The organism is Streptomyces sp. 2-1 (assembly GCF_048564895.1).
Classification (GTDB): Bacteria; Actinomycetota; Actinomycetes; order Streptomycetales; family Streptomycetaceae; genus Streptomyces; species Streptomyces phaeochromogenes.
In genome coordinates this window covers 2,569,131-2,586,997 of record NZ_CP183383.1, presented here as the reverse complement: position 1 = coordinate 2,586,997, position 17,867 = coordinate 2,569,131, and the positions used below count along the sequence as shown (strand labels likewise).

The window sequence follows — 17,867 nt, the reverse complement described above, 5'->3', positions numbered from 1 at the left end:
AAATGATCTCCCCACCAGCGCAAAGGCGCTCTAGGCTCTTCGGTACCGCCGAGTCGCGCAGTGCGGGGACGGGCACCGCACACGCACCGGAGCGCCAGCGGTACTTGAGCTGCGTCCCCGACCGAGGACGCAGCCGGGCAAGGAGGGCCGCATGACCGTACGGCGAGTAATGGGCATCGAGACGGAGTACGGGATCTCCGTCCCCGGCCACCCCAACGCCAATGCCATGCTCACCTCGTCCCAGATCGTCAACGCCTACGCGGCGGCGATGCACCGGGCCCGGCGGGCCCGCTGGGACTTCGAGGAGGAGAACCCGCTGCGGGACGCGCGGGGCTTCGACCTCGCCCGCGAGGCCGCCGACTCCAGTCAGCTCACCGACGAGGACATCGGCCTCGCCAATGTCATCCTCACCAACGGGGCGCGGCTGTACGTGGACCACGCACACCCGGAGTACAGCTCTCCGGAGGTGACCAACCCGATGGACGCCGTCCTGTGGGACAAGGCCGGCGAGCGCATCATGGCGGAGGCCGCGGAGCGCGCGGCCCAGCTGCCCGGCGCCCAGCCGATCCACCTCTACAAGAACAACACCGACAACAAGGGCGCCTCGTACGGCACGCACGAGAACTATCTGATGAAGCGGGAGACCCCCTTCTCGGACATCGTGCGCCACCTCACGCCGTTCTTCGTCTCACGTCAGGTCGTCACCGGAGCGGGCCGCGTCGGTATCGGCCAGGACGGGCACGAGCACGGCTTCCAGCTCAGCCAGCGCGCCGACTACTTCGAGGTCGAGGTGGGCCTCGAGACCACTCTGAAGCGCCCGATCATCAACACGCGTGACGAGCCGCACGCGGACGCCGAGAAGTACCGCCGCCTGCACGTGATCATCGGCGACGCGAACCTCTCGGAGATCTCGACCTATCTCAAGCTCGGCACGACCGCCCTCGTCCTGTCGATGATCGAGGACGGCTTCATCGCCGTGGACCTCGCCGTGGACCAGCCGGTGCGCACGCTGCACCAGGTCTCCCACGACCCGACCCTCAAGCGCCTGATCACTCTCCGTAGCGGCCGGACGCTCACCGCGGTCCAGCTACAGATGGAGTACTTCGAACTGGCGCGCAAGTACGTCGAGGAGCGGTTCGGCGCGGACGCGGACGAGCAGACCAAGGACGTACTCACTCGTTGGGAGGACGTCCTGGGGCGCCTGGAGAGCGATCCCATGAGTCTGGCGGGCGAGCTGGACTGGGTGGCCAAGCGGGAGCTCATGGAGGGCTACCGGCGCCGTGACAGCCTCGAATGGGACGCCGCACGGCTCCACCTGGTCGACCTCCAGTACGCCGACGTGCGCTCGGAGAAGGGCCTCTACAACCGTCTCGTGGCCCGCGGCAGGATGAAGCGCCTGCTGGACGAGACGGACGTGGAGCGGGCCCGGACGAAGCCGCCGGAGGACACCCGTGCGTACTTCCGCGGGCGCTGTCTGGAGCAGTACGCGGACGACGTCGCGGCGGCCTCCTGGGACTCGGTGATCTTCGATCTGCCGGGCCGGGACTCGCTCCAGCGGGTCCCAACCCTCGAGCCGCTTCGCGGAACGCGTAATCACGTCAAGGAGCTCCTCGACCGCTGTCGTACGGCGGAAGACCTGGTCAGGGTCCTTTCGGGCGGCTGATCGGGCCGCCGAGGCCCTCGGGCCGATGCGGCAGGGCGAGGTGGAAAGAGGCGGCGTCCGGGAATCATCGAGGTGGCCCCCGGACGTTGTAGCAACTGCGGGGCCGATGTCGGACCCTGCTTGTAGGGTCTGATCAAGAACGTCGAACCGAGCGGGGTGAGGGTTATGGCGACCAAGGACACCGGCGGCGGACAGCAGAAGGCGACGCGCAACACCGAAGAGGTCGAGGAGGCGCCCGAGGCGCAGGCATCCGAAGACCTCAAGGAGCGCCAGGAGAAGCTGTCGGACGATGTCGACTCCGTACTGGACGAGATCGACGACGTCCTCGAGGAGAACGCAGAGGACTTCGTGCGTTCCTTCGTCCAGAAGGGCGGAGAGTAACCCCGGTTGTCCGCCCCGGAGTCGGCCCGTTCCATCGGGTCGGCGCCGGGACGGATGACTGGCGTAGGTACGGGTATGGTCCGTGCACAGATTTGATGATCGGCTCGGCCGTCCCCGGCGGGCCGCCGCCTACGTGGAAGGACATCGCGTGGAAGCCAACCCTCGTAGCACCGGGCGTCTGCCGGCTGCCTTCCTGACGCCCGGCTCGTCCTCGTTCATGGACTTCCTGTCCGAACACCAGCCGGCCATTCTCCCGGGCAACCGGCAGCTGCCGCCCATGAAGGGCGTCATCGAGGCACCGCACGGGACCACGATCGTGGCCGCCACGTTCCCCGGCGGTGTCGTGCTCGCGGGTGACCGTCGGGCCACCATGGGCAACATGATCGCCCAGCGCGACATCGAGAAGGTCTTCCCGGCCGACGAGTACTCGGCGGTGGGCATCGCCGGTACGGCCGGTCTGGCCGTGGAGATGGTGAAGCTGTTCCAGCTGGAGCTGGAGCACTTCGAGAAGGTGGAGGGCGCCACGCTCTCCCTGGAGGGCAAGGCGAACCGCCTGTCCACGATGATCCGGTCCAACCTCGGCATGGCCATGCAGGGCCTGGCCGTGGTCCCGCTCTTCGCGGGGTACGACGTGGACCGCGAGAGGGGCCGCATCTTCTCGTACGACGTGACGGGCGGCCGCTCCGAGGAACACGGCTTCGCGGCCACGGGCTCCGGCTCGATCTTCGCCCGCGGCGCCATGAAGAAGCTCTACAGCAAGGACCTGACCGAGGACCAGGCCACGACGCTCGTCGTACAGGCGCTGTACGACGCGGCCGACGACGACTCGGCGACCGGTGGTCCCGATGTCGCCCGCCGGATCTACCCGATCGTCACCGTGATCACCGCAGACGGATTCCGCCGCCTCACCGACGACGAGTCCTCCGAGATCGCCCGCTCGATCCTGGAGCGGCGCCTTGAGCAGCCCGACGGCCCACGGGCCGCGCTGCTCTGACAGCGGACCTCTTGTCAAGGTGATCGAGTGACTTCCACAGAAAGGGACGGATAGCCGGTGTCGACGCCGTTCTATGTATCACCCCAGCAGGCCATGGCCGACCGGGCGGAATACGCCCGCAAGGGCATCGCCCGTGGTCGCAGCCTCGTCGTGCTGCAGTTCGCCGACGGCATCGTGTTCGTCGGCGAGAACCCGTCCCGTGCGTTGCACAAGTTCAGCGAGATCTATGACCGGATCGGTTTCGCTGCCGCAGGCAAATACAACGAATACGAGAACCTCCGGATCGGCGGCGTCCGTTACGCCGACCTCCGGGGCTACACCTACGACCGTGACGACGTGACCGCCCGCGGTCTCGCCAATGTCTACGCCCAGACGCTCGGCACGATCTTCTCCTCCGCGGCGGAGAAGCCGTACGAGGTGGAGCTGGTCGTCGCCGAGGTGGGGGAGACCCCCGAGGGCGACCAGATCTACCGCCTTCCGCACGACGGATCGATCGTGGACGAGCACGGCTCGGTCGCGGTCGGCGGCAACGCCGAGCAGATCAGCACCTACCTGGACCAGCAGCACCAGGAGGGGATGTCGCTCGCCGAGGCGCTCAAGCTGGCCGTTCAGGCACTGTCGCGCGACACGAACGGCACCGAGCGGGAGATTCCCGCGGAGCGGCTGGAGGTCGCGGTGCTGGACCGTACGCGGCCGCAGCAGCGCAAGTTCAAGCGGATCACCGGTCGGCAGCTCGGTCGGTTGCTGGAGGAGGGTGGGGCTTCCACCGCGGCGGAGGCCGAGGACCCGGAGGACGAGGAGTGACCTCCTCGACCTAGTTGTCTCTTGTGTGCCCCCGGCCTTTCACAGGCCGGGGGCACACGGGTTTCCGGGGTACGGGTCAGTTTTCTGCGTGCGGGTTGGTCTGGGCTCAGTGCGCAGTTCCCCGCGCCCCTGGGAATGCGTCCGTCCGCCTTCTGCGTGCGGGTGGCTCTGGGCCGAGCGCGCAGTTCCCCGCGCCCCTTATGGGGCGCCTGGTGGGGCTGTGGAGGCTCGGATCACCAGGTGTACCGGGATGTCCTCGGCGGTGGGCTCTCGGGCGTTCAGGACGGCCAGGAGGGCTTCCATGCCGCGTTCGCCGAAGAGGTCGGCGTCGAGGCGGACCGTGGTGAGTTCCGGGTCCAGGGCCGTGGCGAGGGCCAGGTCGTCCAGGCCGGTGACGGAGAGGTCGTCGGGGATGCGCAGGCCCAGGCGGCGGGCGGCCTTGTAGGCGCCGGCGGCCAGCTTGTCGTCGTCGCAGACCACGGCGGTGGGGCGGGGTCCGGGGGCGGCCAGGGCGGTCTCGGCAGCGGACAGGGCGCCGTCGATGGAGATCGGGGCGGGGGCCGTGCGGAGCTCCGTGCCCGGGACCGCTGCCAGGCGCTCGGCGAGTTCACGGGCGCGAATCTCGAAGGTCCAGGACGGGATGTCCGCGGCCAGGTGCAGGAAACGCCGATGCCCGAGGCCCAGCAGGTGCTCCGCGACCTGCCGTACGCCGTCGCGGATGTCGAGGTTGACCGTTGCCGCGCCCGTGCTGCCCGCCGGATCGCTGTCGAGCATCACCAGGGGCAGCTGGTCGCCGCGGATCACCGTGAGGGCGTCGGCGGCCATCGAGGAGGCGATCACCCCGTCCAGGGCGGCCTGTGCGGATGCGAAGGGGTCCCGGGCCGGACCGATGCCCTCGGGGGAGGGGTAGAGCACCACCCCGAAGCCGTGCTCGGCGGCCACCCGGGCCGCGCCCGTGTAGACGCCGGCGAAGAACTCGGTCGTCAGGGCGGGGACCACCAGCAGGACCGTACGCGTGCTGCCCAGACGCAGATTGCGGGCCGCCAGGTTCGGCCGGTAGCCGAGCTCCCGCGCGGCCTCCCGTACGCGCTCCGCCGTCGGCTCGGAGACCCGGCCGCGCCATTTGTCGCCGAGCACCAGGGAGACGGCCGCCTGGGACACTCCCGCGGCCTGGGCGACGTCACGGCTCGTGGGGCGGGGGCTGCCTGCTGCCACCGGTGACCTGTCTTTCTGCTGGACTCGCGGACAGCGCACATGGTACGTATGACGAGCGAAGTTATACGTAACACTTACGAGGTCTCCGGCGGCGCGGACGGGAGAACTCGGGCATTCTGGAGCCGAAAGGGGCGGGGCATGGCCACCGGTTATCTGGAGATCCTCCGGGCGAAACACGCCATGCGGCTGCTCGTCGGCACCCTGGTGGGCCGGCTGCCGAACGCGACCTCCGCGATCGCCATCGTGCTGTTCATCCGCGCCGAGGGCGGCAGCTACAGCCTCGCCGGAGCACTCGCCGCGGTCTACGGAGTGGCCAACGCGGTGGGCCAGCCGCTGCTCGGCCGTCTGGTGGACCTCTACGGGCAGCCGCGGATCCAACTGCCCGCCGCGCTCGTCTCCGCCCTCGCCACCACCGTGTTCGCCCTCACCGGCACCGAGGTGCTTCCGCTCGCGTACGCCCTCATAGCCCTCGCCGGACTGTTCACGCCGCCCCTGGAGGGCGGTCTGCGGGCGCTGTGGCCCTCCGTCCTCCGCAAGGAGGACCAGGTGCACACGGCGTACGCGATGGACGCGGTGGCGCAGGAAGTCATGTTCACCGTCGGGCCGTTGCTCGTGACGCTCTGCGTGGCCCTGTGGTCCGCGCAGGCCGCGCTGATCATCCTCAACGTCATCGGGGTGCTGGGCGCGCTCTCCGTGGTCGTCTCGCGGCCCTCGCGCGCCTGGCGTTCGGCGCCCCGCGAGGCGCACTGGCTCGGCGCGCTGCGCTCGTCCGGGCTCATCGCCCTGCTCGGCGCGTTCCTTTTTGTCGGAATGGCGCTCGGTTCCATCACGGTCGCGAGCGTGTCGTACGCGGACGACCACGGCGGCGACGCGACCTACGGCTGGCTGATGTCCGCCATCGGGCTCGGCGCTCTCATCGGCGGCACGGTCTACGGGGCGCGGCAGTGGGGTGGCGCGCCGGAGCGGCGGCTGCGCGTGCTCGTCGCCCTTCTGGCGGTCTGTTATCTGCCGCTGATGCTCATGCCGGGTGTGGTCGCCATGACGGCGCTGATGGCCCTCGCCGGAGTCTTCCTCGCACCCTGTATCGCCTGCGCGTTCATCCTCGTCGACCGGCACGCGCCGAGGGGCACGGTCACCGAGGCGTTCTCCTGGCTTGTGACGACGTTCACCGTGGGAGCGTCCGTCGGGACGGGCCTCGCGGGACCGGTCATCGAATGGGGCGGAGCCGTCCGGGGCTTCGCCGTATCGGCTGTCGCCGGAGGCGCCGCGCTGCTCGTTCTGCTGGCCACGGGGCGGGTCCTCGCAGCTACGGGCGGGGGCACGGTGGTTGAAGGCGGTTCGGAAAATGATCGAAACGGTGCCCCCGAACCCCGTTTCAGCACAGGCCATCAGGCGTAATGTTCAGTCATGGACCGCCGCATTTTCGGGCTGGAGAACGAGTACGGCGTCACGTGTACGTTCAGGGGACAGCGACGCCTGTCTCCCGACGAGGTGGCGCGGTACCTCTTCCGCCGTGTCGTGTCATGGGGCCGCAGCAGCAATGTCTTTCTGCGAAACGGCGCCCGCCTCTATCTCGACGTGGGATCACATCCGGAATACGCGACACCCGAATGTGACAACGTGACGGAACTGGTCACCCACGACAAGGCCGGCGAGCGCATTCTGGAAGGACTCCTGGTAGACGCCGAACGACGCCTGCACGAGGAAGGAATCGCGGGCGACGTCTACCTCTTCAAGAACAACACCGACTCGGCGGGCAACTCCTACGGCTGCCACGAGAACTATCTGGTGGCCCGTCACGGGGAGTTCTCCCGGCTCGCGGACATCCTCATCCCGTTCCTCGTCACGAGGCAGCTCCTCTGCGGTGCCGGCAAGGTGCTGCAGACCCCGCGCGGAGCCGTGTACTGCGTCAGCCAGCGGGCCGAGCACATCTGGGAGGGCGTCTCCTCGGCGACGACCCGCTCCCGGCCGATCATCAACACCCGCGACGAACCGCACGCGGACGCCGAGCGCTACCGCCGCCTGCACGTCATCGTCGGCGACTCGAACATGTCCGAGACGACCATGCTCCTCAAGGTCGGCGCCACCGACCTCGTGCTGCGCATGATCGAGGCGGGCACGGTGATGCGCGACCTGACCCTGGAGAACCCGATCCGGGCCATCCGCGAGGTCAGTCACGACATCACGGGCCGCCGCAAGGTGCGCCTGGCCAGCGGCCGCGAGGCCTCGGCCCTTGAGGTACAGCGCGAGTACTACGAGAAGGCCGTGGACTTCGTCGAGCGCCGCGGTATCCGTACCGGCGTCGTCGACCAGGTCCTGGAGCTGTGGGGCCGCACGCTCGACTCGATCGAGTCCGAGGACCTCGACCGGATCGGTACCGAAATCGACTGGGTGATGAAGTACAAGCTCATCGAGCGGTACCGCGCCAAGCACAACATGACGATGTCGCATCCGCGTGTCGCTCAGATAGACCTCGCCTACCACGACATCCACCGTCGCCGGGGTCTCTACTACCTGCTGGAGAAGCGGGGCCAAGCCGCCCGGATCTGCAACGACTTGAAGATCTTCGAGGGCAAGTCCGTACCGCCGCAGACCACTCGGGCCCGGCTGCGCGGCGACTTCATCCGGCGCGCCCAGGAACAGCGTCGTGATTTCACCGTCGACTGGGTCCACCTGAAGCTCAACGACCAGGCACAGCGCACCGTGTTGTGCAAGGACCCCTTCCGTTCCGTCGACGACCGGGTGGAGAAGCTCATCGCCGGAATGTGAGTCAGGACGCGTCCGGGAGTGTTTCCGGAACGCAACGCGGGGCGCCGTACGTTTTCCGTACGGCGCCCTTCTCACGTCGTAGAGTTGCGCGCACGCCATCAACCAAGATCGACCGATACGAGGCCCCCACCGTGCGCCGACGCTCACTTCTTCTCGCCGTTCCCGCTGGACTGGTCACTCTCGCCGGATGCGGTGACGACGACAAGTCGGACAAGGCCAAGTCCAGCGACAGCCCGTCCCCATCGGCTTCGCCCTCGGCCTCGGCGCCCCCACCGCCGAAGATCGTCGACGGGCCGCTGCCGGGCATCACCGCCGGTGAGAAGTTCGGTGAGAAGCCCACCGTCGCCAAGGGAAGCGGTGACCCCTCGAAGGACCTCGCGGTCGAGACCGTCATCGTGGGCACCGGCCGGACGGTCGCGGAGAACGACTTCGTCCAGGCTCACTACCTGGGCCAGATCTGGTCCTCGGCGAAGGTCTTCGACAACTCCTTCGACCGTAAGAGCCCTCTGGTCATCCAGCTCGCCCAGGGCCAGATCATCGACGGCTGGCGCTACGCCCTCACGGGCAAGAAGGTCGGCAGCCGCGTGGAGATGGCCGTACCCCCGACCTGGGGCTACGGCACGTCGGGCAACGCGCAGGCGGGCATCAAGGGCACCGACACGCTGGTCTTCGTGGTCGACATCCAGCAGGCGTTCAACGGCAAGAGCTCCGCCAAGGGGAAGGCCGTCGCGCAGGACAACATCGACCTGCCGAAGGTCGGCACCAACACCGACGGCAAGGCCCCCTCCATCGAGGTGCCGAAGAAGGCCGCGCCGAAGAAGCTCGTCGCCAACTACATCCTGGAGGGTGACGGGGACGAGGTCGCCGAGAGCGACAGCCTCCTCGTGCAGTACAAGGGCGTGCTGTGGGCGGACGGCAAGGAGTTCGACTCCTCGTACAGCCGCGGGCAGCTCACGTCGTTCCCGCTCGCACAGGTCGTGAAGGGCTGGGCGCAGGGTCTGACCGGCAAGAAGGTCGGCAGCCGGGTCCTCATCGTCATTCCGCCGGCGCTGGGCTACGGGGACAGCCCGCCGCAGGGCAGCAGCATCAAGAAGGACTCGGTGCTCGTCTTCTCCGTCGACATCCTCGCGAAGATGTAGCCCCTTCGGGAATGCAAGACTGTCCGCGTTGCCTTGTCACACAGAGGCGTCGCAAACACGTGCCGCAAACCAAGCAGGAGCCAGAAACGTGAGCATCGACAAGCCCGAGATCGACTTCCCGGGCGGCGAGCCCCCGGCGGACCTCGAGATCAAGGACATCTGGGAGGGCGACGGCGAGGTGGCCAAGGCGGGCGACACCGTCTCCGTCCACTACGTCGGCGTGGCCTTCTCCTCCGGCGAGGAGTTCGACGCGTCCTGGAACCGCGGTACGCCGCTCCAGTTCCAGCTGGGCGTCGGCCAGGTCATCGCGGGCTGGGACCAGGGCGTACAGGGCATGAAGGTCGGCGGACGCCGTCAGCTGACCATCCCCTCGCACCTCGCCTACGGCGAGCGGGGCGCCGGTGGCGGCCGTATCGCGCCCGGCGAGGCGCTGATCTTCGTCTGCGACCTGATCGCCGTCTGAGCCCTCACGGAGGACCGGCCGGGGGAGACCCGCGGCCGGTCACTACGAGAGCCCGAGCACGACCCGAGCACGATCCGATCACCACGACGGCCGGAACCCGGCCCGGTGATCACGAAGGTCTGATCATGGTCCGATCTTCGTACGCCGTGTGACCGAGGTCCGACCGGACCCGATCACTTGGGGCCCATGCCAGTCCGGGCATGGGCCCTCGGCTTTTGCCACGACACCCCGGGGCGGTACGGTCATCGGTCGGAAGCATCATAGGGAAGGGCATCGATGGCCATTGCCAAGGCAGAGCGGCTGATGAACCTGGCGCTGTGTCTGCTCGGGACCCGGCGGCCGCTCAGCAAGCGCGAGCTCCGCGAGTCCATCGAGGCCTATCTGGAGGCGAGCTCGGACGACTCCTTCAACCGGATGTTCGAGCGCGACAAGGACGATCTGCGCGAACTCGGCCTGGTCATCGAGACGGTGGAGAACCTCGACGGCGAAGTCGGCTATCTGGCCCGCCGCGACAGCAACCGGCTGCCTCCCATCACCCTCGACGCCGAAGAGGCCGCGGCCCTCGGCCTCGCCGCCAAGGTCTGGCAGCAGGCCCGCCTCGCGGGCGCGGCGAGCGGCGCCCTGCAGAAGCTGCGCGCCGCGGGCCTTCCCGAGAACGTCGATCCGTACGAGGCCCATGGCGCCCTCGAACCCCGTATCCCCGTGCACGAGGCCGCCTTTGAGCCGCTGATGCTCGCCTGCCGCGACCGGCGGCCCGTCGCCTTCGACTACCGCAAGGCCACCGCCGCCCGCCCCGAGCCCCGGCTCGTCGAGCCGTGGGCCCTCGAGTGCTGGCGCGGCCACTGGTACCTGGCCGGCTGGGACCGAGACCGGGGCGCCGAGCGGGTCTTCCGGCTGTCCCGGATCACCGGCAAGGTCCGTACGCGCGGCGGAAAGTACACGGCCCAGGTGCCCGACGTCGTCACCGTGCGTGAGACCGTCGCGGGCTGGGCGGGAGACATCGCCGACCGCTCCGCGCTGATCCGGCTGCGGTCGGGCTCGGGCTACCCGCTGCGGGCGAAGGCCGCCTCCGTACGGGAACTCGGTGACGGGTGGGACGAGTTGGAGATTCCGTACGGGCACGGTCTTGATGCCTGGCTCGTCGAGTTCGGGCCCGACGTTGTCGTCCTGGAACCCGCCGAGCTGCGGGCCGACGTCGTCGACCGGCTGCGCGCCGTGGCCAAGGGCTGAGGGGGAACGTAAGAAAGTGGCAGGAAAACCGGCCAAGCCCACGAACGCGCTCGACCAGACCCGGCGGATGCTCTCGCTGGTGACGTATCTGCGGGAGCGGCCCGGTGCTCGGGTCGAGGACGTCGCGCGGGCCTTCGGGATCACCGAGGACGAGCTGATCTCCGACCTCGACGTGCTGCCGCTGTGCGGGACCAGCTTCCGCGGGGGCGATCTGCTCGACATCGATACCGACGGCGACCGGATCTGGTGGCACAACCCCGACGATGTCGCCGAGCCGCTGCGGATCGCCGCCGACGAGGCGACCGCGCTGCTGGTGGCCGCCCGGGCCGTGTCGACCCTGCCAGGACTGCGCGAGGGCGACCGTCAGGCGCTGCTGCGGGCCACCGCGAAGGTGGAGGCCGCCTCGGGCGAGGCCGCTGGGGCCAGCGCCCGGCTGTCGGTCACCTTCGAGTCCGAGGGCGGCGTCTTCGCCGACGTCGACCGGGCGATCTCCGAGCGCCGCAGGCTGTGGATCCGCTACTACTCGCCCTCGCGGGACGAGCTCACCGAGCGGGAGATCGACCCGATCCGCCTGGTCAGCGTCGGGCACACGTACGTGGAGGCGTGGTGCCGGCGCTCCGAGGCGCGGCGCACCTTCCGGCTCGACCGGGTCGCCGAGATCAAGATCCTCGACGAGGCGTCCGCGCCGCCCGAGGTCGAGCTGCGGGACCTCTCCGAGGGGCTGGTGCAGCCGGCCGCCGAGGATCCCGAGGTGGTCGTGGAGGTCGGCCCCGGCGGACGCTGGGTCGCCGAGTACTACCCGCACGACAGCGCCGAGGAGCTCCCCGACGGTGGCCTGCGCATCACCCTGCGCGCCCCCGACCCGGCGTCGCTGCGCCGGCTCGCGCTGCGGCTCGGCCGGGAAGGCCGGATCGTGTCGCCGGTGGAGGTCGCGGACAGCGCCCGGCAGGCGGCCCGTGAGGCCCTCGCGGCGTACGACGGACCGCAGGGCGCCGGCGACCCGGGGGACCGGCCGCAGGGCGTTCCCGGTACGACTCGCGACGGTGCCCTAGGTGCTCCGCTCGACGGCGGCGGGGGAGCGCAGCGCCCGGACGACGGGCCGCACGGAGTTCATGACGGGCTGTACGGCAGGCAGGAGCAAGGGCTTTGAGTGGTTCGGCGATGTCTGGTATCAGTGAAATGTCCGTTGCGTCCGCGTTCTCGGGGATGACAAGGGTGGATCCCGTGGTGTTCAAGGCCGCGTGCCCCGACTGCCGGGCCGGCTTCGAACTCTCCGCGAACGCTCTGCGCCTGGTCATCGGCGCCACACATCGGACCACTTTCTACTCCTTCACCTGCCCGGAGTGCGGCGCGGCGGTACGTAAGCCGGCCGGGGAGCGCATCGTCGAACTCCTCACCGGCGGAGGGGTCCGGGCCCTGCGGCTCCACGCGACGGTTCACGGGGCTTAGGGTCGAGCCATGTTCTGGCCGATGTTCGCGATCGCTGTGGGTTTCCTGGGAATCTCCGTGCTCGGAGTGCTAGCCGTCCGTGTCTTTCTGGAGGCGGAGCGCCTGGGCAGGCAGGTCACCGAGTCCGCACGCAGGATCAGCCGCGCGGCCGAGGACCTGGAGCACGCGTCCGCCGGTGCGGCCCGCGCCGCGGACGCCCTCTGAGCCTTCCTGTCCGTGCGCTTTGAGTCACTCCGACCTGTCTGGTTCGCAGGATCGGCAGGTACGCTGCTGGTCGCGGCCCGGAGAGCGAGGCGCCGACCGCAAACTGGGAGTACGCACAGGGATTGCCCCGCGTTTACCCCTGAGCGTTACGATCGCTGCCAGCACGACTGTCGGACAGACGTCCGACCGGTCGGGCAGCAACCCAACCACGCCGCCTCGGTGAGAAGGTAAAAGCTTATGTTCGGAAGGCTCGGCGCTCCCGAGATCATTCTCATCCTCGTCGTCATCATCCTGCTGTTCGGCGCGAAGAAGCTTCCGGACATGGCCCGCTCGCTGGGCAAGTCCGCCCGCATCCTCAAGAGCGAGGCCAAGGCGATGAAGACCGAGGGCAAGGACGACAGCGCCGCCCCGGCAGCCCCGCCGCAGGACGACCAGTCCCAGGTCCAGCGCACCATCCAGGCCGCACCCGGTGACGTGACCAGCTCGCGCCCGGTCACCGAGCCGACGGACACGACCAAGCGCTGACGCAGGGCCGGTGACCGCCGGCCCCCTGCACGAGATGGGAACGTGGGTTGCTCAAGTCTGCCCGCAAGACCGAGGAGAAGGATCCGGAGGGGCGGATGCCCCTCGCGGAGCACCTTCGTGAGCTCCGCAACCGGCTCGCGAAGGCGATGCTGGCCATCGTCGTCGTCACGGTCGTCGCCGCCTTCTTCTACAACGACATCATCAACTTCTTCACCGAACCGATCCTCGACTCGGTCGGTTGTGCGAAGTCGTTCGAGCAGTTGGCGAAGGCGCCCGACGACACCACCTGCGCGCAGATCACCATCAACGGTCTGCTCACCCCCTTCACGCTGGCGCTGAAGGTCTCGCTCATGGCCGGCGTCGTCTTCGCCTCGCCGGTCTGGCTCTACCAGCTCTGGGCGTTCGTCGCGCCCGGCCTGCACAAGAGCGAGAAGAAGTACGCCTACGCGTTCGTCGCGACGGGTGTCCCGCTCTTCCTCGGCGGTGGATTCTTCGCGTACAAGGTGCTGCCCACCACCGCGAAGGTGCTGATCGAGTTCACACCGTTCGGCGTGGACAACCTGTTGCCCCTGGACGACCTGCTCGACCTCGTCACGCGCATGGTGATCGTCTTCGGTCTCTCCTTCGAGCTGCCGCTGCTCCTGGTGATGCTCAACATGACCGGGATCATCTCCGGCAAGCGCATGGCCGGCTGGTGGCGCGGCATGATCATGGGCATCACCGTGTTCGCCGCGGTCGCCACGCCCAGCACCGACCCGCTGACGATGATGGCGCTCGCCGGGCCGATCTGGATCCTGTACTTCGCGGCCACCGGCTTCTCGCTGCTGAACGACCGCCGCAGGGCCCGTCGCGAGGCCGAGGGACCGGACGACGACGAAGCCTCCGAGCTCGACCTCACGCCCGAGGACATCGGCGAGATCGAGTCCGTGTCGGCGAACCGCGCGCTTCCGGCGCAGGCGGACTCCGAGCACGACCGGATCAACGGCTACGACGACGTGACCTGACGCCGCCGCACGGCCCTGCCGGACGACGTTGTAGGGTCCGTGGCCGTGACCAGCGAGATCACCCTCTTCGTCAACCCCACCGCGGGACGCGGCCGGGGCGCCCGAGCGGCGCAGCCGGCCGCTTCCGCGTTGCGAGCGGCAGGCTTCTCCGTACGTACGGTCCTCGGGGAGAACGCCGAGGACGCCCTCACGCGTGCGCGTGCCGCCGTCGAGGCCGGCACGGGCGCCCTGGTGGCCGTCGGCGGCGACGGCATGGCCAGCCTCGCGCTCCAGGCCGTCGCCGGGACCCGTACCCCGCTGGGCCTGGTCGCCGTCGGCACCGGGAACGACTTCGCGAGGGCCCTCGGACTGCCGGTGCGCGACCCCGCCGCCGCGGGACGGGTGGTCGCCGAGGCACTCAAGGGGGCACGGCTGCGCGACATCGACCTGGGGCGCGTCGGCGGCACCTGGTTCGGCACCGTCCTCGCCTCCGGCTTCGACTCGCGGGTCAACGACCGCGGCAACCGCATGAGATGGCCCACCGGCCGCTTCAAGTACGACCTCGCGATGCTCGCCGAACTCGCCGCCTTCAAGCCCTTCCCGTTCCGGATCACCCTCGACGACGGCGAGGTCCGCGAGATCGAGGCGACGCTGGTGGCCGTCGGCAACGGGTCCTCGTACGGGGGCGGGATGAAGATCTGCGCGGGCGCGGATCTCACGGACGGGCTCTTCGACGTCACCGTGGTCGGGGACTGCAGCCGCAGGTCGCTGCTCCGGGTCTTTCCGCAGGTCTACAAGGGCACGCATCTCGGCCACCCCAAGATCACCGTGCATCGCGCGGCGAAGATCGAACTGGCTGCCGAAGGGATCACCGGATACGCCGACGGTGAGCCGCTCGGACCGCTGCCGCTGACCGCGGAATGCGTGCGCGGCGCGGTGCGGGTCGCGGGGCCCTGAACAGTGGAAGGCCGCCCCGGGGGACTTCCCGAGCAGGTCGGACGCCGGATCCACAGGCTCCGATCGGATAATGATCGTCCTGTTGTCAGTGGTGGCCGGTAGTCTCGAATGCACGATGACAGAGGATCTCTCACCGGCCGAGCGGTACGCGGCAGCCCGTAAGCGTGCTGTCGAGCAGGCCACCGCGCTCGCGGACTTCCGCGAGATGTACGACTTCGGCCTCGACCTCTTCCAGATCGAGGCCTGTCAGGCCCTCGAAGCTGGCAAGGGTGTTCTCGTGGCCGCGCCCACCGGCTCGGGCAAGACGATCGTCGGCGAGTTCGCCGTCCATCTCGCCCTCCAGCAGGGCAAGAAATGCTTCTACACCACGCCCATCAAGGCACTGTCGAACCAGAAGTACGCCGACCTGAGCCGTCGTTACGGCGCGGACAAGGTCGGCCTGCTCACCGGCGACAACAGCGTCAACTCCGAGGCACCGGTGGTCGTGATGACCACCGAGGTCCTCCGGAACATGCTGTACGCGGGCTCGCAGACCCTCCTCGGCCTCGGTTACGTCGTCATGGACGAGGTGCACTACCTCTCGGACCGCTTCCGCGGCGCCGTCTGGGAGGAAGTGATCATCCACCTCCCCGAATCGGTGACCCTGGTGTCACTGTCGGCGACGGTGTCGAACGCGGAGGAGTTCGGCGACTGGCTCGACACCGTCCGCGGCGACACCGAGGTGATCGTCTCCGAGCACCGCCCTGTGCCGCTCTTCCAGCACGTGCTCGCCGGGCGCCGGATGTACGACCTCTTCGAGGAGGGCGAGGGCCACAAGAAGGCCGTCAACCCCGACCTCACGCGCCTGGCGCGCATGGAGGCCAGCCGTCCGTCGTACCAGGACCGCAAGCGGGGCCGCGCCATGCGCGACGCCGACCGCGAGCGCGAGCGGCGGCAGCGGTCCAGGGTGTGGACGCCGGGGCGGCCCGAGGTCATCGAGCGGCTCGACTCCGAAGGTCTGCTGCCCGCCATCACGTTCATCTTCAGCCGCGCCGCCTGCGAGGCCGCCGTCCAGCAGTGCATGTACGCGGGGCTGCGGCTGAACGACGAGGACGCCCGGGAGAGAGTCCGCGCCCTCGTCGAGGAGCGCACGGCCTCCATCCCGAACGAGGACCTCCACGTCCTCGGCTACTACGAGTGGCTGGAAGGCCTCGAGCGCGGCATCGCGGCCCACCACGCGGGCATGCTGCCGACGTTCAAGGAGGTCGTCGAGGAACTCTTCGTACGCGGCCTGGTGAAGGCCGTGTTCGCCACCGAGACCCTCGCGCTCGGCATCAACATGCCCGCCCGCTCGGTGGTGTTGGAGAAGCTCGTCAAGTGGAACGGCGAGCAGCACGCCGACATCACCCCCGGCGAGTACACCCAGCTCACCGGCCGGGCCGGCCGCCGAGGCATCGATGTCGAGGGCCACGCAGTAGTGCTGTGGCAGCGCGGCATCAACCCCGACCACCTCGCGGGACTCGCCGGCACGCGCACCTACCCTCTGCGCTCCAGCTTCAAGCCGTCGTACAACATGGCGGTCAACCTCGTCGAGCAGTTCGGGCGGCACCGCTCGCGCGAGCTCCTCGAGACGTCCTTCGCGCAGTTCCAGGCCGACAAGTCGGTCGTCGGGATCTCCCGCCAGGTGCAGCGCAACGAAGAGGGGCTCGAGGGCTACAAGGAGTCCATGACCTGCCACCTCGGGGACTTCGACGAGTACGCGCGACTGCGCCGCGACCTCAAGGACCGCGAGACCGAGCTGGCCAAGCAGGGCGCGTCGCAGCGGCGCGCCGAGGCGGCCGTCTCCCTGGAGAAGCTCAAGCCCGGTGACGTCATCCACGTCCCGACCGGCAAGTTCGCGGGCCTCGCCCTCGTCCTCGACCCGGGGCTGCCCGCCGGGAGGTCCAACGGACACCGGGGCTTCGAGCACCACGACGGGCCGCGCCCCCTCGTCCTCACCGCCGAGCGGCAGGTCAAGCGGCTCAACACGACCGACTTCCCGGTGCCCGTCGAGGCGCTGGAGCGGATGCGCATCCCGAAGTCGTTCAACGCGCGCTCGCCGCAGTCGCGCCGCGACCTCGCCTCGGCGCTGCGCACCAAGGCCGGACACATCGTGCCCGAGCGGCACCGCAAGCGCCGCGCCGAGGCCGCCGACGACCGCGAGATCGCCCAGCTGCGTACGGCGATCCGGGCCCATCCCTGCCACGGATGCACCGACCGCGAGGACCACGCCCGGTGGGCCGAGCGCTATCACCGGCTGCGGCGTGACACCGCCCAGCTGGAGAGCCGCATCGAGGGCCGGACGAACACCATCGCCCGCACCTTCGACCGCATCGTCGCGCTCCTGACCGAGCTGGACTATCTGCGCGCCGACGAGGTCACCGAGCACGGGAAGCGGCTCGCCCGGCTGTACGGCGAGATGGACCTGCTCTCCAGCGAATGCCTGCGCGAAGGGGTCTGGGAGGGCCTCGGACCGGCCGAACTGGCCGCGTGCGTATCGGCGTTGGTGTACGAGTCCAGGGTCGGCGACGACGCGATGGCGCCGAAGCTGCCGTCGGGCAAGGCGAAGGCCGCGCTCGGCGAGATGGTCCGCATCTGGGGCCGGCTCGACGCCCTGGAGGAGGACTTCCGCATCACCCAGACCGAGGGCGTCGGCCAGCGCGAGCCCGACCTGGGCTTCGCCTGGGCGGCCTACGAGTGGGCGTCCGGCAAGGGCCTCGACGAGGTGCTGCGCGAGGCGGAGATGCCGGCTGGCGACTTCGTCCGCTGGTGCAAGCAGGTCATCGACGTGCTGGGACAGATCTCGGCGGCGGCACCGGTTTCGTCCGGGGCGAGTTCGACGGTGGCGAAGAACGCGCGCAAGGCGGTTGATCAGTTGCTGCGGGGAGTGGTGGCTTACTCGTCGGTGGGGTGACGTGGTGGGGGCTGCTGGTGGGGCAGTTGTTGGGCCCGCGGGTGGCCTGCTGGTGGGGCGGGCCTCGGCTGTGGCTTCGGCCGGCGTGGTGCCGCTGGTGCCGATGGCGGTCAGGGGTGGCTTCGGTTTCCGGGAGGGTGTCGGCGGGGGTTGGCTGGC

Annotated in this window: 17 protein-coding genes; 16 read left to right on the top strand and 1 reads right to left on the bottom strand. The window is 69.3% G+C overall.

What is annotated here, in order from left to right:
- Positions 1–151 precede the first annotated feature (151 nt).
- The 4 genes from dop to prcA all read left to right on the top strand — a co-directional run bounded on the left by dop (position 152) and on the right by prcA (position 3,842).
- The gene (gene dop, locus ACN20J_RS11390) at positions 152–1,663 is read left to right on the top strand and encodes a depupylase/deamidase Dop (RefSeq protein ID WP_361892120.1); all 1,512 of its coding nucleotides are present in this window, start codon (positions 152–154) and stop codon (positions 1,661–1,663) included.
- A gap of 165 nt (positions 1,664–1,828) precedes the next feature.
- Positions 1,829–2,044 carry a ubiquitin-like protein Pup gene (locus tag ACN20J_RS11385; RefSeq protein ID WP_030932625.1) on the top strand — a complete coding sequence of 72 codons (216 nt, stop codon included), beginning with the start codon at positions 1,829–1,831 and terminating at the stop codon, positions 2,042–2,044.
- A 148-nt stretch (positions 2,045–2,192) separates the two neighbouring features.
- Positions 2,193–3,038, top strand: a complete 846-nt coding sequence (gene prcB, locus ACN20J_RS11380) for a proteasome subunit beta (protein WP_189840019.1) — start codon at positions 2,193–2,195, stop codon at positions 3,036–3,038.
- A 57-nt stretch (positions 3,039–3,095) separates the two neighbouring features.
- Positions 3,096–3,842: a proteasome subunit alpha gene (gene prcA, locus ACN20J_RS11375; protein WP_143635642.1), complete on the top strand. Its 747-nt coding sequence runs from the start codon at positions 3,096–3,098 to the stop codon at positions 3,840–3,842.
- Between the two features lie 198 nt (positions 3,843–4,040).
- Here prcA and ACN20J_RS11370 read toward each other — a convergent pair whose 3' ends face one another.
- Complete coding sequence (locus ACN20J_RS11370; protein WP_189840018.1) at positions 4,041–5,057, bottom strand: LacI family DNA-binding transcriptional regulator; 1,017 nt, start codon at positions 5,055–5,057, stop codon at positions 4,041–4,043.
- Between the two features lie 138 nt (positions 5,058–5,195).
- On the opposite strand from ACN20J_RS11370, the gene ACN20J_RS11365 reads away from it, so the two are divergent.
- The 12 genes from ACN20J_RS11365 to ACN20J_RS11310 all read left to right on the top strand — a co-directional run bounded on the left by ACN20J_RS11365 (position 5,196) and on the right by ACN20J_RS11310 (position 17,708).
- On the top strand, positions 5,196–6,455 hold the full coding sequence (locus ACN20J_RS11365; RefSeq protein WP_189840017.1) for an MFS transporter: 1,260 nt from the start codon (positions 5,196–5,198) through the stop codon (positions 6,453–6,455).
- Positions 6,456–6,464: 9 nt separating this feature from the next.
- Entirely contained in the window at positions 6,465–7,826 is a 1,362-nt protein-coding gene (gene pafA, locus ACN20J_RS11360) for a Pup--protein ligase (protein WP_143635636.1), read from the top strand.
- Positions 7,827–7,957: 131 nt separating this feature from the next.
- Entirely contained in the window at positions 7,958–8,965 is a 1,008-nt protein-coding gene (locus ACN20J_RS11355; protein WP_189840016.1) for an FKBP-type peptidyl-prolyl cis-trans isomerase, read from the top strand.
- A gap of 88 nt (positions 8,966–9,053) precedes the next feature.
- Positions 9,054–9,428, top strand: coding sequence for an FKBP-type peptidyl-prolyl cis-trans isomerase (locus ACN20J_RS11350; RefSeq protein WP_189840015.1), 375 nt, complete (start codon positions 9,054–9,056; stop codon positions 9,426–9,428).
- 276 nt (positions 9,429–9,704) lie between these two features.
- Positions 9,705–10,658, top strand: a complete 954-nt coding sequence (locus ACN20J_RS11345; RefSeq protein WP_419665826.1) for a helix-turn-helix transcriptional regulator — start codon at positions 9,705–9,707, stop codon at positions 10,656–10,658.
- A 16-nt stretch (positions 10,659–10,674) separates the two neighbouring features.
- On the top strand, positions 10,675–11,808 hold the full coding sequence (locus tag ACN20J_RS11340) for a helix-turn-helix transcriptional regulator (RefSeq protein ID WP_419665825.1): 1,134 nt from the start codon (positions 10,675–10,677) through the stop codon (positions 11,806–11,808).
- 11 nt (positions 11,809–11,819) lie between these two features.
- A complete protein-coding gene (locus ACN20J_RS11335) occupies positions 11,820–12,107 on the top strand; it encodes a hypothetical protein (protein ID WP_189840012.1) in 288 nt (95 codons plus the stop codon).
- A gap of 9 nt (positions 12,108–12,116) precedes the next feature.
- Positions 12,117–12,311, top strand: coding sequence for a hypothetical protein (locus ACN20J_RS11330; protein WP_055615502.1), 195 nt, complete (start codon positions 12,117–12,119; stop codon positions 12,309–12,311).
- Between the two features lie 237 nt (positions 12,312–12,548).
- Positions 12,549–12,836, top strand: a complete 288-nt coding sequence (tatA, locus tag ACN20J_RS11325; RefSeq protein WP_055615501.1) for a Sec-independent protein translocase subunit TatA — start codon at positions 12,549–12,551, stop codon at positions 12,834–12,836.
- Positions 12,837–12,883: 47 nt separating this feature from the next.
- Complete coding sequence (tatC, locus tag ACN20J_RS11320) at positions 12,884–13,840, top strand: twin-arginine translocase subunit TatC (RefSeq protein ID WP_189840011.1); 957 nt, start codon at positions 12,884–12,886, stop codon at positions 13,838–13,840.
- Between the two features lie 45 nt (positions 13,841–13,885).
- Entirely contained in the window at positions 13,886–14,776 is an 891-nt protein-coding gene (locus tag ACN20J_RS11315; protein WP_419665824.1) for a diacylglycerol kinase, read from the top strand.
- Between the two features lie 70 nt (positions 14,777–14,846).
- Entirely contained in the window at positions 14,847–17,708 is a 2,862-nt protein-coding gene (locus tag ACN20J_RS11310; RefSeq protein ID WP_419665823.1) for a DEAD/DEAH box helicase, read from the top strand.
- Positions 17,709–17,867 lie beyond the last annotated feature (159 nt).